At 65.0% G+C, this 17,835-nt stretch carries 15 protein-coding genes; 6 read left to right on the top strand and 9 right to left on the bottom strand.

The features are described 5' to 3' along the window. Nucleotides 1-42 precede the first annotated feature (42 nt). From HRU81_05545 to HRU81_05535, 3 genes are all read right to left on the bottom strand, one after another. Entirely contained in the window at nt 43-654 is a 612-nt protein-coding gene (locus HRU81_05545; protein QOJ31606.1) for a class I SAM-dependent methyltransferase, read from the bottom strand. A 74-nt stretch (nt 655-728) separates the two neighbouring features. After that, entirely contained in the window at nt 729-1,583 is an 855-nt protein-coding gene (locus tag HRU81_05540) for an ATPase (protein ID QOJ31605.1), read from the bottom strand. A gap of 128 nt (nt 1,584-1,711) precedes the next feature. Beyond that, on the bottom strand, nt 1,712-2,719 hold the full coding sequence (locus tag HRU81_05535) for an HNH endonuclease (protein ID QOJ31604.1): 1,008 nt from the start codon (nt 2,717-2,719) through the stop codon (nt 1,712-1,714). 165 nt (nt 2,720-2,884) lie between these two features. On the opposite strand from HRU81_05535, the gene thrA reads away from it, so the two are divergent. Genes thrA through HRU81_05520 form a run of 3 tightly spaced genes read left to right on the top strand, consistent with a single transcriptional unit; the run spans nt 2,885 to nt 7,294 of the window. After that, complete coding sequence (gene thrA / locus HRU81_05530) at nt 2,885-5,386, top strand: bifunctional aspartate kinase/homoserine dehydrogenase I (GenBank protein ID QOJ31603.1); 2,502 nt, start codon at nt 2,885-2,887, stop codon at nt 5,384-5,386. An 11-nt stretch (nt 5,387-5,397) separates the two neighbouring features. After that, complete coding sequence (gene thrC / locus HRU81_05525; protein ID QOJ31602.1) at nt 5,398-6,714, top strand: threonine synthase; 1,317 nt, start codon at nt 5,398-5,400, stop codon at nt 6,712-6,714. Nucleotides 6,715-6,763: 49 nt separating this feature from the next. Continuing rightward, nucleotides 6,764-7,294, top strand: a complete 531-nt coding sequence (locus HRU81_05520) for an NERD domain-containing protein (protein ID QOJ31601.1) — start codon at nt 6,764-6,766, stop codon at nt 7,292-7,294. Here the strand turns inward: HRU81_05520 and HRU81_05515 are convergent. From HRU81_05515 to purB, 6 genes are all read right to left on the bottom strand, one after another. Beyond that, nucleotides 7,278-8,099 carry a TatD family hydrolase gene (locus HRU81_05515; protein QOJ31600.1) on the bottom strand — a complete coding sequence of 274 codons (822 nt, stop codon included), beginning with the start codon at nt 8,097-8,099 and terminating at the stop codon, nt 7,278-7,280. The genes HRU81_05520 and HRU81_05515 overlap by 17 nt on opposite strands. 13 nt (nt 8,100-8,112) lie before the next feature. Then, nucleotides 8,113-8,826, bottom strand: coding sequence for an NAD-dependent deacylase (locus HRU81_05510; GenBank protein ID QOJ33295.1), 714 nt, complete (start codon nt 8,824-8,826; stop codon nt 8,113-8,115). A gap of 26 nt (nt 8,827-8,852) precedes the next feature. Beyond that, the gene (gene acnA / locus HRU81_05505; protein QOJ31599.1) at nt 8,853-11,531 is read right to left on the bottom strand and encodes an aconitate hydratase AcnA; all 2,679 of its coding nucleotides are present in this window, start codon (nt 11,529-11,531) and stop codon (nt 8,853-8,855) included. 158 nt (nt 11,532-11,689) lie between these two features. Then, nucleotides 11,690-12,811 (bottom strand): tRNA 2-thiouridine(34) synthase MnmA, encoded by a 1,122-nt coding sequence (gene mnmA / locus HRU81_05500; GenBank protein ID QOJ31598.1) that lies wholly within the window; start codon nt 12,809-12,811, stop codon nt 11,690-11,692. A gap of 69 nt (nt 12,812-12,880) precedes the next feature. After that, on the bottom strand, nt 12,881-13,378 hold the full coding sequence (locus HRU81_05495; GenBank protein ID QOJ31597.1) for a hypothetical protein: 498 nt from the start codon (nt 13,376-13,378) through the stop codon (nt 12,881-12,883). 178 nt (nt 13,379-13,556) lie between these two features. Then, nucleotides 13,557-14,939 carry an adenylosuccinate lyase gene (purB, locus tag HRU81_05490; protein ID QOJ31596.1) on the bottom strand — a complete coding sequence of 461 codons (1,383 nt, stop codon included), beginning with the start codon at nt 14,937-14,939 and terminating at the stop codon, nt 13,557-13,559. A 115-nt stretch (nt 14,940-15,054) separates the two neighbouring features. On the opposite strand from purB, the gene HRU81_05485 reads away from it, so the two are divergent. The 3 genes from HRU81_05485 to mazG all read left to right on the top strand — a co-directional run bounded on the left by HRU81_05485 (nt 15,055) and on the right by mazG (nt 17,834). Next, a complete protein-coding gene (locus tag HRU81_05485) occupies nt 15,055-16,443 on the top strand; it encodes a class II fumarate hydratase (GenBank protein QOJ31595.1) in 1,389 nt (462 codons plus the stop codon). A 151-nt stretch (nt 16,444-16,594) separates the two neighbouring features. Further along, a complete protein-coding gene (locus tag HRU81_05480; protein ID QOJ33294.1) occupies nt 16,595-17,065 on the top strand; it encodes a CoA pyrophosphatase in 471 nt (156 codons plus the stop codon). Nucleotides 17,066-17,069: 4 nt separating this feature from the next. Then, on the top strand, nt 17,070-17,834 hold the full coding sequence (gene mazG, locus HRU81_05475; GenBank protein QOJ31594.1) for a nucleoside triphosphate pyrophosphohydrolase: 765 nt from the start codon (nt 17,070-17,072) through the stop codon (nt 17,832-17,834). Nucleotide 17,835: the final 1 nt, after the last annotated feature.

Here is a 17,835-nt window from a genome sequence, read left to right as displayed (position 1 = left end):
CGGACACGCCCCGCCAGCCCAAGCCCATCGACGCTGTCCAGGTCAGGCCAGGCAAGCCTCGCCCATGAAATGGTAGGCGAGGAACCGGGGGCCCTCGATGTAGGTTCTTTCGATGGCGGTAAACCGGAAGCCCGCGGCTTCTATGGCCTGATCGATGCGGCGATTGGGATGGCAGCCGGCCAGCAGGTGCAGCACTGGTGCCAGCCGGTCCTGGCGCTGCGCGACACCGGCGTCCGGGGATCGTCCATGTTCGAGGAACAGCAGCCGTCCGTCCGGCTTGAGCACGCGCCGGGCTTCGGCCAGGCCGGCGGCGAGATCCGGGATCGAACACAACGTCCACGTGGTGACGACCGTGTCGACCGATGCGTTCTCCAGCGGGATCGCTTCGGCCCCAGCGCCGATCAGGGACACGGGAAATGGCGCCAGCGGAGCCAGGGTGGCTGCCTTGTCGCGCAAGCTGTCCGATGGCTCCAGCGCGAACAGATGGGTTACAGCTGGTGTGTAGAAGGGCAGATTGAGTCCGGCACCGATGCCCAGCTCCAGCACGCGCCCCGCCGCCCGGCCCGGAGCCCGGGGACGGTAGCTGGCCATGATCCGGTTGCGCATGCCGCGGTCTATCAGCCAGGGCAGGACGCGGTTCTGGTACAGGCCCATGTGTCTCCAGTCCGTACCGGCTCAGGCCCGGTGCGTCCGCTACCGGTAGCGGCCTGACGCTGCTGCGTCAGAGCTCATGACCCGCGCCCTTTCCGGTCAATGGCGCCTGCAACCAGCTCGAGAAAACCGATTTCATCGGTTACCCGCCCCAGGTCCTGTGCATCCACCGTGTAGCCGTAGCGGTCCGCATAACGCTGGTAGAGCGGCCGGCGATGCTTGACGAGCTCGGGAAAGATCCATTGCACGAAACGATCAGGTTCAATCTGTTCGGGCCCGGACAGGCCGTGCCTTTGCAGATACTCGACGAGGCGGCGCTCGAAAAAGTCCTTGCTGTAGTAGAGGGGCTTCGGGTTTGCCAGAGCACGCCGGATGAGCTCCTGCTCCATCTCCTCGCCAGCGCGCAGGTACAAAATCAGCGTATGGTCCGCCAGCGTGTTCCACATGCCGGCATCGTCAATCTCGCAGATGCTGCCGCCCGCATCATTGAGGAAATGGTCGTAACCGTAGATGTCGTGAGCCTTCTGGATGAACCTGGCGACATCGTTCATTGCCTCGCGCTCGGCATCGCGATGGAGGTTCTGGCGACGGCGAAACTCCCCTAGTGACAGTCCTTCGGCTTCGGCCTTGCCCACCTTGCCGAGGAAGGTCGAAATAGGCTCGAGGTTGTGTACCGAGATATTGCTGGCGATATAGATGGAGTCGCTGCGCAGCAGTTTGCGCAGGAAACCGACCTGCATCGCCTGCTGCTTGATGTTGTCGAGAATGTGCTCCTCGAGGTACTTGGTGCCGATCCGGTAATCGCCGGAGTAGTGGAACCAATGGCTCTTGGGCAGCTTGTTGGCCAGCGTGGTCTTGCCCACGCCGGACATGCCGAGCAGGGTGATGGCCTTGCGTGGCCACGCCAGGAATTGTTCGCGGGTCATCTGCATTGCGGGTCTGGCTCTTCGGCGGGTGGCGTGACGACAGGCAACATTTCAACCAATTGTGCAGGATATAAGAAATATCGATAAAACAATAGAATAGTTATCTATTTTCATGAATTTGTTTATGTCTGACCCTAGAGCCCGGCCAGGCGGCGATGAAGATCCAGGGCTTCCGTGCTCGGCCGCAATTCCGCGCTGGACGGGAATCGCAAAGGCCGACCGGCGAGCACGCGGTAGTTGCTATCCAGCAGGTTATCGGCCATCACGGCAGTCATGGTGCGTGTATCCACAGCCAGCTTGCCGAGGTCGAACAACGTGTGCAGATCGGATCGCAGCAGCAGGCCATTCGACGGGTCATGGGTGAACTTGCCGCGGTAAGGGAGGATATAGGTTGCCTCCAGCGTGTCCAGCGCGTTGGAGTTCGTGATGGCACAGCGATACTCGTAGGCTGCCAGCAACTGCTGACGGAATGCTGGATGGCCGCGGCGGCGGAGGATGTTCTCGATGACCTGATTGCGGCCTGTCTTGCCGTTGTCCGGGTCGAACGCCTGCAGACGCGCCAGTTCCCGTTCGGACAGCTGGATCATTCCGCTTATATCGAGCATGGGCCCGCCTGCACTGCTCGTCAGCAATCGCTGCCGGACGAACCGTTCAACCGAGCCAAAATCCGCCTCCATGCGCTGGACCACCGCATCCTCGATCCGCTCGAACTCGCCGAATGCCTGCGGCAGGTAGTCGGCAAGAGCGGTGTAGGGTTGCCCCAGCGGAATGGGCTCGCTGATGAAGAAGAGGTACTGTCGCAAGTTTTCGGCAGACACATCCTCGCCCCAGATGGCCCGGGCTGCCCGCTCGTTGTGGTATCGACCGAGCACCTTGGAGTAATGCCGGAAGGCTCCCTTGTGTCCCATGAGTACGAAATCGCCCTTGCCCATGAGGAACCAGTTCTCGACGTGGTTCTCCCGGGGTGGCAGACCCCAGGCGAAGAAACCATGCCCGTGCCGCTCGATTTCGATCAACTCCGGATAAGTGGAGTCGCTGAAATTACGGATGACGGTCTGCCGGTCGACCGGATGGACCACCGACTTCTCGACGTCGTTGCGATCCTGCGGGCTGTCGCCCCCTGCCACGAAGATCCTGGGCATTTTGAAGACTGGTTCTGCCGCCGGGTACCCGCGAGCTAGTCTGGCAGGAAATGACGGGTTTGCAACGCCTTGCGCGTGTTCCCGCCGGTGCGAACCGGTTATGATTACGCGCTTTGCGCGGACCCGCGGGCGGGTCTGCCGGCAGCTGGCCGGAATGCACCCGGGATGATCGACATGGCTGACAACAGGTGGCTGGTACACAAGTTTGGCGGCAGCAGCGTGGCTGATGCCGAATGCTTTCGCCGCGTTGCTGACATCCTGCTGGCGGAGAAGGCACCGCGCCAGGCGGTGGTCGTCTCCGCCATGGCAAAGATGACCGACGCCCTGCTGTCGCTGGTGGCCGGAGCCGAGAAGTCCCCGGACACCATTGCGCCCGGTCTGGATGCGCTGGCAACGCGTTACCGTGGCGCTGTCCATGCCCTGTTGCCGCAGTCCCTGCAAGCACCACTGCTCGGCAGCTTCGAAGCGGATCTGGCGGATGCCCGGGATGTCCTGCATGCGATATCACTGGTGCGGTCGGCTGCCGAGCGCAGCCGGGACCTGATCGCGGGCTTTGGGGAACTCTGGTCATCCCGGCTGCTGGCTGCATACCTGAGCGAACGCTGCCGCCAGTCCGGAGCCAACCGCCCGGTCCGCTGGGTCGACGCCCGGCAGGTCATCGTGATCGAGCATGGAGACCTTGGGCCCGCAGTGCAGTGGGAGGAGTCGCGGCAGAGGGCTCGTCGGTGGCTGGGCGAGATGTCGGAAGGTATCGCTGTGGTGACGGGCTTTATCGCTTCGGACAAGTCCGGCCTCTATACGACTCTCGGCCGAAATGGCAGCGACTTTTCGGCTTCGATCATCGGCGCGCTGGTGGAAGCCCGCGAGATCATCATCTGGACCGATGTCGACGGCGTGATGAGCGCGGATCCGAACCGGGTGCCGGAGGCGGCCATCATCCGTGACCTTTCCTACAGTGAGGCAATGGAGCTCGCGTATTTCGGCGCCAAGGTGATACACCCGCAGACCATGGCGCCGGCGGTCCAGCGTTCGATTCCGATCTTCATCAAGAACACCTTCAATCCCGGAGCTCCCGGGTCCCGTATCGGGCCGACGACTGGCCAGCACCAGGAACAGATCAAGGGCGTCACGTCCGTGGACGATGTTGCACTGGTCAATCTGGAAGGGACTGGGATGATCGGTGTGCCCGGTACCGCTGACCGGCTATTTGGCGCCCTGCGCAGCGCCGGCATCTCCGTCATCCTGATTTCCCAGGCCAGCTCCGAGCATTCGATCTGCTTTGCCGTGCCCTCCAGGCATGCCGTACGGGTGGCAGAAGTCGTACGACAGGCATTCACCCTGGAGATCCAGCAGGGGCAGATCCAGAGCGTCGACGTGAAGACGGATTGCAGCATCATTGCCGTGGTCGGTGACGGCATGGCGGGCTTGCCAGGCATTGCCGCCAAGTTCTTTGGTACGCTCGGCGATGCCGGGATAAGTGTTCGTGCCATCGCCCAGGGCTCGTCGGAGCGCAATATTTCGGCGGTCATCGACAAGCGCGATGCGACGCGTGCCTTGCGGGCGACCCACTCGGGCTTCTACCTGTCGGCCAAGACCATTTCCATTGGCCTGATCGGGCCGGGCAATGTCGGTGCGACCCTGCTGGACCAGATGGCCGAGCAGGGCGAGCAACTGCGCCGGGAATTCGGCCTCGACCTGCGGGTACGCGCCATCGCCACGTCTGGCAGCATGCTGCTTGCTGACCGCGCCATCGACCTCAGGCACTGGCGCGAGGTGCTGGAGCGTGGCACCGAGCCGCTAGATTGGGGGCGGTTCGTGCGGCATGTGCAGGCAGATCACATTCCCCATGCGGCAATGGTGGATTGCAGCGCCAGCCAGGAAGTGGCCAACCGCTACCTGGACTGGTTCCGGGCGGGAATCCATGTGGCCACCCCCAACAAGAAGGCCCACAGCGGCACCCTCGCCAGTTACGATGCCCTTCAGCACGAGTGCCGCCGGCACAAGACGCACTTTCTCTACGAGACAACCGTTGGCGCTGCGTTGCCGGTCATCGGCACCCTTCGCGACCTGAAGCAAACCGGAGACGAGATCCTCAGCATCGAGGGAATCCTGTCCGGAACGCTGGCATACCTTTTCAATGTCTTCGACGGGCAGCGGCCGTTCTCGTCGATCGTGCGGGAGGCTCGCGACAAGGGCTATACGGAACCGGATCCGCGCGATGACCTGTCCGGAATGGATTTTGCCCGCAAGCTGATCATCCTCGGCCGCGAGATGGGCTTGCGGCTGGAGATGAAGGACATCGCCGTGGAGACCCTGGTGCCGACGGGCTTGTCGGGCCTGACAATCGAGCAGTTCCTGGATGCGCTGCCGCAGCACGACGCCAGAATGCTGGCACGGCTGCAGGAGGCACGGGGTGAGGGCAAGGTGCTGCGTTATGTCGGGCGCCTGAGCCGCAAGGACGGCGCTACAGTACGGCTCGAGGCCCTGGCAGCCGACCACCCGTTTGCGCACATGAACCTGACCGACAATATCGTCCGCTATGAATCGCGTCGCTACAGCGCCAATCCTCTCGTTGTCCAGGGTCCCGGGGCAGGGCCGGCCGTGACCGCCGCCGGCGTCTTCGCCGACCTGCTCCGCCTGGCGTCGTACCTCGGGCCGGCACGCTAGCGGCTCGCATCATGGAGTACCGGAGCACACGCGGCGGGCCGGCCGTGCCGATCGAGCAGGCCATCATGAGCGGTACCGCGGCCGACGGTGGCCTCTATATGCCGTGCTCGTTGCCGGCGCTGGCGCCTGCAGATTTTGCCGGATGCGATACGTTTGCCGGGATGGCCGCGCGTTTCCTCCGGCCGTTCGTCGCTTCCTCGAGCCTGGAGGAGCCCCTGGCGGCCATCTGCCGCGAAGCGCTGGATTTCCCGGTTCCGGTGCGTCCGGTGGAATCCGGGCTGGCAGTGCTGGAGCTTTTTCATGGGCCAACGGCCGCCTTCAAGGACGTGGGGGCCCGATTTCTCGCTGTCGCCATGGCCCGCATCCTGGCAGACGCCCGTTACGCGCGGCCGCCGGTCACCATCCTGGTGGCCACATCCGGGGACACGGGTGGCGCAGTGGCTGCTGCATTCCACGGCAGGCCGGGGCTGCAGGTCGTCGTGCTGTTCCCGGATGGCCGTGTCTCACCGCGACAGCAGCACCAGCTGACCTGCTGGGGCGACAACGTCACATCGCTGGCGGTCAGGGGCGAGTTCGACGATTGCCAGCAGCTCGTCAAGGCGGCATTTTCAGATCCGGTGCTGGCGTCAGCGCACAGCCTGTGCTCGGCCAACAGCATCAACGTCGGCAGGCTCCTGCCGCAGGCAGCCTACTACGCCAGGACAAGCCTGGATCACTACCGGCAGACGGGCGAACGTACCAGTTTCGTGATTCCGACAGGCAACCTTGGCAATGCCTTTGCCTGCGTGTGGGCCCGGCATGCCGGGCTGCCAATCGATCGAATCGTGCTGGCGACCAATGCCAATACGACTGTCGAGGACTACCTCGCGACCGGCCAGTGGCTGCCGCGACCAACGGTGGCGACGCTTGCTTCGGCCATGGATGTCGGCAACCCGAGCAATATGGAAAGGCTCAGGAACCTGTGCGGTGATGACCCCGCCCGTGTTCGCGACGAGGTGAGTGCCGTTGCGGTATCCGATGACGAGATCCGCGCGACGATCCGTGATGAGTACCGTCGCAATGGCTCGATTTTCTGCCCCCATACCGCTACCGGCCTCTTTGCATATCGCCACCTGCCGGCAAGCGAGCGCGCCCATCGGCACTGGGTCGTGGTCGCAACCGCGCATCCGGCCAAGTTCGACACCATCGTCGAACCGCTGCTTGGCATCACGATCGAGCCCCCGGCGGAGTTGGCGAGGCTGCTTCGCCTGCCGTCGCGCTTCGAGACGATCCGGCCCGATCTGGGAGAGCTTGCAGCCAGGCTGGAGAACAGGGCGGCACGTGCCTGAGAGCGGACCAAGCGTCGCCGGCCGGTGGCCACTGCTAGCCGGAGTTGCGGTGTTTGGCGTCGCCGGCGTCGCTGCCGTGGCATGGTGGTATGCGCGACGCCAGCGCAGCGGCAGTATTCCAGCACGGTTGCGACGGGTGGGCGAAGACCTGCTGTCTGGAGTACTGATCCCCCATGTGGAAGGCGGACAGATCCACCTGGAGCATATCGTGCTGACCCGGCAGGGGATCGTGGTTGTGGACTTGCGCGAGGCCGCAGGTCATGTTTTCGGCAGCGAAAGCATGCACGAGTGGACGGTGCTGGCGCGCAACCAGCGCTACACCTTTGCGAATCCCCTTCCGGCGCTCTACGACCGGATGGCTGCAGTCCGGCGCCTGTTGCCGGACGTGCCGGTGCGCGGTGTGGTCGTTTTCAAGCCTGGCGCCATTTTCAGCAAGGGCTTTCCGCCCAATGTGGCGCTGCTGGACGGCTTGCTGGCTGAACTGGGCGGCGCCACCGATGCGGCTGGTGCGCCTGCAGCCGATGTCCTTGCTGAAGCGTGGCGCCGGCTGCGCCGGGAAGCGGTCAGCTCATCACGCTGAGTCCGCCTGACAGCGGCGGCAGGCGGAAGAGGCACTCGGTATTCCGGGTTGTGGCCGCTGCCAGGGATTCCGGATCGACACCCATGCACCGCGCTGCCGCGGCCAGCACCACCGGCAGGTTGGCAGGCTCGTTGCGGCGGTTGCGCGAGCCCTTCGCCAGCGAACGGGGCAGCAGGTAAGGCGCATCGGTTTCGATCATCACCCGGTCCATGGGCAGTGCTGCCACCGTATGCCGCAGGCTTTCCCCGCGGCTGTCGTCGCAGATCCAGCCGGTAATGCCGATGTAAAGACCGAGATCCAGATAGGCCTCCATCTGCTCACGTGTGCCGGTAAAGCAATGGGCCACTCCGCCCGGCAGGTCGTCGATGTGCTCCCTCAGGATGGCGAGGAAGTCGCCATGGGCATCGCGCTGGTGTAGGAAGACCGGCTTGCCGATGGCGGCTGCCAGTCCAAGCTGCCTGGCGAATGCATGCTGCTGGGCTGCGCGTGGCGAGAGATCGCGGAAGTAATCCAGGCCGCATTCACCCACGGCCACCACTTCCGGATGCGTGGCGATTTCGACGAGCTCGGTTGCCGTGTCCGGTCCGAACTCCACGGCATGGTGCGGATGGACGCCTGCCGTGGCGAACAGGCGGCCAGGCGAACTGCGGGCCAGGGAGAGTGCCTGGCGGCTGCATCCGGCTGTGCTGCCGGTGATGATCATGCGGGGCACACCGGCGGCGGCGGCCCGGGCAAGGACCTCGCCCCGGTCGTGATCGAACGCATCGTGGGTCAGGTTGGCACCGATATCGATGAGGCCCGTCATGGCGCAGGCGGCTTCAGCCCAGCTCCGCCATGACTGCCGGCAATGCCTGTCCCGCCGTCATGCGCAGGGTAATATCGGCCTGGCGTGAAACCACGGTGTCCTGCGGGTTGATCTCGGCAAACCGGGCACCGGCAGAACGGGCCAGCGCTATCAGGTCCGCGGCAGGCAGCACCACCGAAGATGTGCCAATGGCGATCAGCAGGTCGCAGGTAGCCGCTGCCGCCTGGCTGGCGGCCAGCACCCGTGCCGGCAGCGGCTCCCCGAACCAGACCACATCGGGCCGGATATGCGCTCCGCAGGAGGGGCAGCGGGGAGGCTTGGTGGTTCCCCTGGTATCGATGTCGGCGGTACGATCCTCGCGGCTGCAGCGGTTGCGGTGGATATTCCCATGCAGTTCAAGGACAGCCCGGCTGCCGGCCTGCTGATGCAGGCCATCGACGTTCTGGGTGATGAGGGTCAGCCGGGGTAGCAGTCGATCGAATGCGGCAATGGCCTGGTGCGCCACGTTCGGCCGCGAGGCGAGGATCGCCTCGCGGCGCCATTGATACCATTGCCAGACCAGTTGCGGGTCACGCGTGAATGCCTCGGGCGTTGCCAGGTCCTCGGCCCGGTAGCGTGACCAGTGGCCACCCAACGGGTCACGGAAGGTCGGGATGCCACTTTCGGCGGAGACACCAGCGCCGGTCAGCACGACGGTATGCGCTGAGGTACGCAGCGCTTCCGCCAGGACCGCGACTTCCGGGCTTGGGCCACTCACGCTGCAGGCGTGGAATCCGCGATCTGCCGCAGCACGTAGTGCAGGATGCCGCCATGGGCATAGTAGGCACGCTCCTTCGGCGTGTCGATGCGCACCTGTGCCTTGAAGCGCGTGACCTTGCCGTCGTCACCGGTTGCGGTCACGGTGACGTCCTGGGCCGTACCGCCGTCCAGGCCTTCGATGTCGAAGCGCTCGCGGCCGCTGAGTCCGAGTGCCTGTGCGTTCTGCCCGTTGACGAACTGCAGCGGCAGGATGCCCATGCCGATCAGGTTAGAGCGATGAATGCGCTCGTAGCTCTCGGCGATCACTGCCTTCACGCCAAGCAGCATCGTGCCCTTGGCGGCCCAGTCACGGGAGGAGCCGCTGCCGTACTCCTTGCCCGCCAGGATCACCAGCGGCACTCCCTCGCCCTGGTAGCGCATGGACGCATCGTAGATGCTCATTTGCGCATTGTCGGGGAGGTGCAGGGTGACACCGCCTTCCACGCCCGGCACCAGCATGTTTCGCAGGCGGATGTTGGCGAATGTGCCACGCATCATGACCTCGTGGTTGCCCCGCCGGGCGCCGTAGGAATTGAAGTCCGTGGGCCTGACGCCGTGTTCCACCAGGTATCGCCCGGCCGGGCTGTCGACGGCGATCGAGCCTGCCGGCGAGATGTGGTCGGTCGTCACCGAGTCTCCCAGCACGGCAAGTGCTCGCGCGCCCCTGATGTCACCCACGGCCTGTGGCTTGCGTGACATGTCGGTAAAGTACGGAGGGTGCTGCACGTAGGTCGACCCGGCGTCCCATGCGTAAAGGTCCCCGGAAGGAGTCGGCACCTTCTGCCAGTTGGCGTCACCGGCGAAGACTCCGGCGTAGCTGGACTGGAACATGCGGGAATCGACACTCCCGCTGACCGTCTCGGCGATCTCGTGCTGGCTCGGCCAGATGTCGCGCAGGAACACGGGCTTGCCGTCGGCACCCGTGCCAAGGGGCTCGCTGGTCAGGTCGACATTCATGGAGCCGGCCAGTGCATAGGCCACCACCAGCGGTGGCGATGCGAGGTAGTTCATCCGTACCTGGGGATGGATCCGGCCTTCGAAATTGCGGTTTCCAGAGAGCACTGCGCAACCGACCAGGCGGCTGGCCTTCACGGCGGCGGCAATGTCATCGTCCAGCGGTCCGGAGTTGCCGATGCAGGTCGTGCAGCCGTAGCCGACCACGTCGAAGCCCAGCGCCTCCAGGTCCGGCAGCAGGCCAGCTCTCTCGAGGTAATTGGTAACCACGCGCGAGCCCGGGGCAAGGCTCGTTTTCACCCAGGGCTTGGCGGCCAGGCCACGCCGATGGGCATTGCGCGCCAGCAGGCCCGCGGCGACCATCACCGATGGGTTGGAGGTATTGGTGCAACTGGTGATGGCGGCAATGAGCACCGCGCCATCGGCGACCTCGAAGGATTTGCCGTGGCGGGTCACGCTGGCCTTGCCGGGACCCTCGCGCTTGCCGGCGATGTCGACCACCTGCTGGCGATAGGCGCTGGCAACGGTCGCCAGCGGCAGCCGGTCCTGCGGGCGACGCGGACCGGCGAGCGTCGGCTCGATGCTGCCGAGGTCCAGTTCCAGCACGTCGGTGTAGAGGGCATCAGGCTGGCCATCCTCACGCCACAGGCCCTGGGCACGGGCATAGGCCTCGACCAGCGCCACATGTCGGGCATCACGGCCCGTGAGCTTCAGGTACCGGATGGTCTCGCGATCGATGGGAAAGATGGCGCAGGTGCTGCCGAACTCGGGCGACATGTTGGCCAGGGTGGCGCGATCGGCCAGCGGCAGGCTGCCCAGGCCATCGCCGAAGAATTCGACGAACTTGTTCACCACTCCCTTCTTGCGCAACTGTTCGGTGAGGGTCAGGACCAGGTCTGTTGCAGTGGTGCCCTCGCGCAGGCTGCCGCTCAGCTTGACGCCGAGTACCTGCGGAATGAGCATGGTCACCGGCTGGCCCAGCATGGCGGCTTCGGCCTCGATGCCGCCGACACCCCAGCCGAGGACACCCAGGGCATTGACCATGGTGGTGTGGGAGTCCGTGCCCACCAGCGTATCGGGGTAGGCGAGTTGCCTGCCTTCGCGTGTGACGTCGAAAACAACCCGCGCCAGGTGCTCGATGTTGACCTGGTGAACGATGCCGGTGTTGGGCGGCACGACCTTGAAGTTCCGGAATGCATTCTGTCCCCAGCGAAGGAACGAGTATCGCTCCATGTTGCGCTGGAACTCGACGGCGATGTTCTGTGCAAGGGAATCACGGCTGCCGTAGTGGTCCACCTGGACTGAATGATCGATGACCAGTTCGGCCGGCGACAGCGGATTGATGGTTTCTGGACGGCCGCCCAGCTTGACGATGGCTTCGCGCATGGCTGCCAGATCCACGACAGCGGGGACGCCGGTGAAGTCCTGAAGGATCACCCGCGCCGGCGTGAAAGCAATTTCGTGGCGCGGTTCGGCCCGTGGATCCCAGTTGGCCAGTGCGCTGATGTCTGCTTCGCGGACATCACCGGCCCCACGGTGCCGGAGGAGATTTTCCAGCAGGATCTTCAGCGAGAACGGCAGCCTGGCGACATGACCTTCAGCGACTGCGTCGAGCCGATGGTATTCGTACGCAGTGCCACCCACGTTGAGGATGGAATTCTGATCGATGGCGGCAGCCATGGGACTTCTCCAGATTCAGGTCGGCATGAAGGACGGCAGGCCAGCAGGCAAGCCGCATGGTTTCCACTCTGGGCTGGCGCGGGCAGGGCAGCGCAAGCCCAGGTGGATGCTTGGCCAAACAGCGGCGGAATTATAACGGAACGCGGCAGCGGTCGCTCTCAGGCGACGCGTGCCTCTGCGGCGGGCCTGACGCCGGCACTCGCGATCACGGCGCCCCCCAGGCAGATATCGCCGTCATAGAAAACGGCATACTGCCCGGGAGTGATGGCCCATTGTGGCTGCTCGAAATGCACTATCAGGGAGCCATCGCCCGCGGCACGAACCGTGGCGGCGCCGGGCTCGTGCCGGTGTCGCAGGCGGACATGGCCCCGCCAGCCCTCCGGACTGGAGAATCCGGGCGGCATCGCGTCGATCCAGCTCGCGCGCCCGGTAGTCATTTCAGCGGACCACAGCATCGGATGCATGCGTCCCTGCACGACGACGAGGCTGCCCTCGGTTGGCCGCTTGGCCGCCACGTACCAGGGCTCGCCGGCGCCGCCTGCCCGCCCGCCAATTCCGAGGCCACAGCGCTGCCCGAGCGTGTAGAAGGCAAGTCCCTGGTGTCGGCCCAGCTCCCTCCCCGCAGGGTCGACGATCGGTCCGGGCGCCGCGTGCAGGTAACTGCCGAGAAACTCACGGAAGGGCCGCTCGCCGATGAAGCAGATGCCGGTACTGTCCGGTCGCTGATGGTTGGGCAGTCCGGCTTCGGCCGCGATTGCGCGCACCTCGCGCTTCGTCAGGTCCCCCAGGGGGAACAGGGCATGCCTGAGGGCACCTCCGGGTACGGCATGCAGGAAATAGGTCTGGTCCTTGCCCGGGTCGGCTGCCTTGAGCAACCGCACCGGGTCACGGGTGTCGATCCGCGCGTAGTGGCCGGTGGCGATGCGCGTGGCACCCAGGCGCCGGGCGTAATCGAGGAACACGCCGAACTTGATGTGGCGATTGCACAGCACATCGGGATTGGGCGTGCTGCCCGCCTGATACCCGGCGAGGAAGGTGGCAAACACCTGCTCCCGGTAGGCCGCGCTGAAGTTTGCCCGGTGCAGCGGTATGCCGATTTCGGCGCAAACCCGGCGGGCAGCCTGGAAGTCGTCAGCGGCCGTGCAATAGGCGTCGCCGTCCTCCCAGTTCGTCATGTGCAGGCCCTGCACATCGAATCCGGACTGCAAAAGGCGAAGGGCGGCAACCGCGGAATCCACGCCGCCTGAAATGCCGACTACGATGATCTCCCGCCTGGCCACGTGCACATTGTAGACGCGCCGATCGCGACCGTCGCGGAGGATGGCGTCAGGGCCCGGCCTGGCGGTGGTTCAGACCCGCACTTCGCGGAACTCGGGCCCCGGCTCCGACAGGTTCCACATGGAGTCGAACAGATCCAGATAGCGCCGCGTGACCGCCGGGTCGTGGCTGTCTGCCATGCCCTCCCAGCGCGACGAATCGATCCGATACAGCAGGGCGCTGTCGTCGGCGATGAGCAGCGCTTCCCGGTGCCCGAGAAAATCCGCATGGACATTGCGCAAGTCGATGTAGGTATTGAGGCGCCGCGCGACGCCGACGAAGCGGTTGTTGTTGCGGATGGCCCGCGCCGGGTCGGTCACCAGGACGCGGATTCTTGCATACCGCTTTGCCAGCACCAGGCGCTTGGCGACGTCGAGGAATTCCTCGTGGTCGTAGATGCAAGGCTCCAGATCGGGGGTCAGGATAGCCAGGGAGCGCTTTGCCGAGGAGGCAATCGCTACCGCTGCAGCCCGGGTTTCCTCCATCGAGGAGAGGATCCAGCGGCGATTGTGGACGCGCTCAGCTTGCATGGAACCGTTGGCCCGTTGGTCACGACGTCCGCCAGCGGCAGTGCGTCGGAAGCTGGTGCAACACGCGAGGCCGCGGACGTGCGGCCTACATGTGCCCTGGGCCTGCAGAGTTTACGGTTCTGCTCCCGAAGCCGGTGCCAACTGCGTCACAGTCCGCTGGCCGGCAGCGTGGATGGAATCAGGGCGTCTTGTCGAGGCTGGCCACCAGCTGCTCGGCCATTCCGGTATAGGTGCCCGGCGTGAGCTGCAGGAGCGCGTCACGAGTGGCACGGGGCAGCCCCAGGCCGCTTATGTAGGCATGCAGGTCGTCGGGGCGCAACTGGCGGCCGCGACTCAGTGCCTTGAGCTGTTCGTAGGCATCGCCGTGGCCATGGCGTCGCAGCACTGTCTGCACGGCCTCGGCCAGCACTTCCCAGTTTGCCTCCAGGTCGGCGGCAAGGCGTGCGGGGTCGGCATCGAGCTTCTCGAGGCCGGCGCCGAAAGCCTGGTACGCCAGCAGGCTGTGGGCAATGGCCACGCCGGTATTGCGCAAGACAGTCGAGTCGGAGAGGTCGCGCTGCCACCTCGAAACCGGCAGCTTGGATGCGAAATGGTGCAGGAGCGCGTTGGCGATACCGAGGTTTCCCTCGGCATTTTCGAAGTCAATCGGGTTGATCTTGTGAGGCATAGTCGAGGAGCCGACCTCGCGAGCCTTGGGACGCTGCCGGAAGTAGCCGATGGAGATATAGCCCCAGATGTCGCGTGATGCGTCGATAAGGACGGTGTTGATGCGTGCCAGCGCGTCGAAGTACTCGGCCATCCAGTCGTGCGGCTCGATCTGCGTGGTGAACGGATTGGCCTCGAGCCCCAGTGACTGCAGGAATTGCTGTGACAGCGTTGGCCAGTCGATGCCCGGGTAGGCAATGACGTGGGCATTGAAATTGCCCACGGCACCGTTGAGCTTGGCCAGCACCATGACGCCCTCCAGACTGGCCAGCTGCCGCTGCAGGCGCCAGGCCATGTTCGCCAGCTCCTTGCCGAGCGTGGTCGGGCTTGCCGGTTGTCCATGCGTGCGCGACAGCATCGGCAGGACAGCGGTGGCCCGGGCCATCGCGCGCAGCCTTGTCACCAGCTGGCGTAGTGCCGGCACCAGGTGCTCGCTGCGTGCGCTGCGCAGGATCAGGGCATAGGCGATGTTGTTGATGTCCTCCGAGGTGCAGGCGAAGTGCACGAAGGGGCGCAGGCGCGACAGCTCCGGATCTTCGGCTAGTCGCTCGCTGATGTAGTACTCGACCGCCTTGACATCGTGGTTGGTGGTCTTCTCGATTGCCTTGACCCGGCCAGCTTCCTGGTAGCCGAAGTCCGCCACGAGCCGGTCGAGCCAGTCGTGCACGACGGGTGACACCTCGGGGAAATCGGCCAGGGCGGCCTGCTTGGCCAGAAACTGCAGCCAGCGCACTTCGGTCAGTACACGGCGTTTGATCAGGCCCTGTTCGCTGAAGAGCTCCCGGCAGGTGTCGAGCTTGGCGGCATAGCGGCCGTCCAGGGGAGAAATTGCCGTCAGGGCCTGTTGTTCGTCCATGCCTGCCTGCCGAAAAGGACCTATACTTTTCGGCCCGAATCATACACCAAGGCACGGCCTGGGCCGCCATGAATGGCTGCGACCCGGCCACCAATCCGCAATCCAGGAGCAGGCGATGTCAGACAACGGCTACCGCGTCGAACGTGACAGCATGGGTGAACTGCGGGTGCCCGAGCGGGCACTGTGGGGCGCGCAGACTCAGCGCGCCGTGGACAATTTTCCGATCAGCGGCCTCACCATGCCACGCGCATTCATTCGTGCCCTCGGCCTCGTCAAGTGGGCAGCGGCCGGCGCCAATGGTGAACTCGGCCTGCTGCCCACCGTCAAGGCACGAGCCATCCAGTCGGCGGCACTCGACGTCGCCGCGGGTGAGTTTGACGCCCAGTTTCCCATTGACGTGTTCCAGACGGGCTCAGGCACCAGTTCGAACATGAACGCCAACGAGGTCATTGCACACCTCGCCAGCAAGCGTGGTCCCGCTGCGATCCATCCGAACGACGACGTGAACATGGGCCAGAGCAGCAACGACGTCATCCCGACGGCCATTCATGTGAGTGCCGCCCTGCTGGTTGCCGAGGACCTGTTGCCAGCGCTCCAGCACCTGCAGGCGGCCATCGAGGCCAAGGCCGTGGAGACTGACGGCATCGTGAAAACCGGGCGCACCCACCTGATGGACGCCATGCCCGTACGCCTCGGCCAGGAGCTGTCCGGCTGGGCATGCCAGATCAGCCATGGACGAGCCCGGCTGACGGAGTGCCTGCAGCGCCTGGGCCGGCTGGCGCAGGGCGGTACCGCCGTCGGCACCGGCATCAATGCCCACCCGAAGTTCGGAGCAAAGGTGGCCGTGCTGCTGAGCGAGCAGACGGGTATCCAGTTCCGTGCCTCGGACAACTACTTCGAGTCGATGAGTACCCAGGACACTGCGGTCGAGCTGTCCGGCCAGCTGCGGGTCATTGCGGTATCCCTGACGAAGATTGCCAATGACCTGCGCTGGATGAACAGCGGGCCCCTGGCTGGCCTCGGGGAGATCCAGCTGCCCGCGCTGCAGCCTGGCAGCAGCATCATGCCCGGCAAGGTCAACCCGGTGATCCCGGAGGCAGTCGCCATGGTGGCGGCGCAGGTCATGGGCAACGACGTGACGATCGCCATGGCTGGCCAGTCAGGCAATTTCCAGCTCAACGTCATGCTGCCGGTGATCGCCTACAACCTGCTGCAGAGCGCCGGGCTGCTGGCAACAGCCAGCCGCGTGCTGGCCGACAAGGCCATCAGTGGCTTCACGGTCAACGATGCCAAGCTTGGCGAAGCACTGGACCGCAACCCGATCCTCGTCACGGCCATGAATCCGGTCATCGGCTACGAAAAGGGTGCGGCCATCGCCAAGAAGGCCTATGCCCAGGGCCGGCCCATACGGGAGGTGGCCCGTGAACAGACCGATCTCAACGATGCGGAGCTCGACAGGCTGCTCGATGCGATGGACCTGACCCGCGGTGGCATCAAGGGTTGAGTGCGCTGCGTTGCTGATCAGGTCCAGGATCGAACAACGGCTGAGCCAGTCCTGCGCAGCCGTGGACCCCGAGTCCGAGGCACGTGCAACATGGCCGCCTGATGTGGCTGCGGTTCTGTTTCCGGCACCGCTGGTGCCTGCCGCGGTCCTGATGCCGCTCGTCGAACGACGCGGGGGGCTGGCAGTGCTGCTGACGAGGCGCAGCGACCACCTGCGCGACCATCCCGGCCAGATCAGTTTTCCGGGCGGACGCGTCGAACCGGGCGATGCGGGCCCGCTGGCCACCGCATTGCGCGAGATGGATGAGGAGCTGGGCATCGATCCGGCCCATGTCGGGGTTGCGGGTTACCTGCCGGCGCAGGCAGTAGTAACCGGGTTCGTTGTCACCCCGGTCGTCGGCTTCCTGCCTGGGGACATCGCCGTGCGTCCGGATGCACGCGAGGTAGCCGAGGCCTTCGAGGTCCCATTGCGGTATGTCCTCGACCCCATCAACCTTCGGGAATCCACTCGCGTTGTTCATGGCCTGGAAGTGCCGGTATTCGAGTACACCTACTCGGGCCACAGGATCTGGGGCGCCACGGCCAGCATGCTGCATACGCTGGCGCGGTTGATTTCGGCATAGCGTCATGACGAAGATCGAGAAACTCGTAGGGATCATGGCGCAGTTGCGTGATCTGGAGAATGGCTGCCCCTGGGACCGTGAGCAGGACTTCCGCAGCATCGTGCCGTACACCATCGAGGAGGCCTACGAAGTCGCCGATACCATCGGGCGTGGCGATCTGGTCGCCTTGCGCGACGAGCTGGGAGACCTCCTGCTCCAGGTCGTCTTCCATGCGCAGATGGCCAGCGAACTCGGCCTGTTCGACTTCGAGGACGTCGCCACGGCGATTTGCGACAAACTGGTGCGGCGGCATCCGCACGTATTCGGTTCCGAGCGCATTGAATCAGCGGGCGAGCAGCGCGAGGCGTGGGAGAAGCTCAAGGCGGGCGAGCGGGGAACGAGTCATGTCCTGGCTGGGATCGCGCTGGCTCTTCCCGGCCTGGTCCGGGCCGCAAAGCTCGGCCGGCGGGCCGCCAGTGTCGGCTTCGACTGGCCGGATGCGGGTGGGGTCATGGCCAAGATTCGCGAGGAACTGGCTGAAATCGAGGCGGCCAGCATTTCCTCGCCCGACTCGGTGGGCGAGGAGGTCGGTGACCTGCTGCTTGCCGTCGCCAGCCTGGCTCGTCACCTGGGCGTTGATCCGGAGGAGGCATTGCGGCGGGCCAATGCCAAGTTCGAGCAACGGTTCAGCCACGTCGAGCAGCGGGTGTCGGCGGCCGGCGGGGACTGGCAGGGCATGACGGCCAGCGAACTCGACGCCTTCTGGCAGGAAGCCAAGCGCAACGGCTGAT

It is taken from the genome of Gammaproteobacteria bacterium, assembly GCA_015709695.1.
In the GTDB taxonomy this organism is placed as follows: domain Bacteria; phylum Pseudomonadota; class Gammaproteobacteria; order Steroidobacterales.
This window is presented reverse-complemented; position numbering and strand designations above follow the sequence as displayed.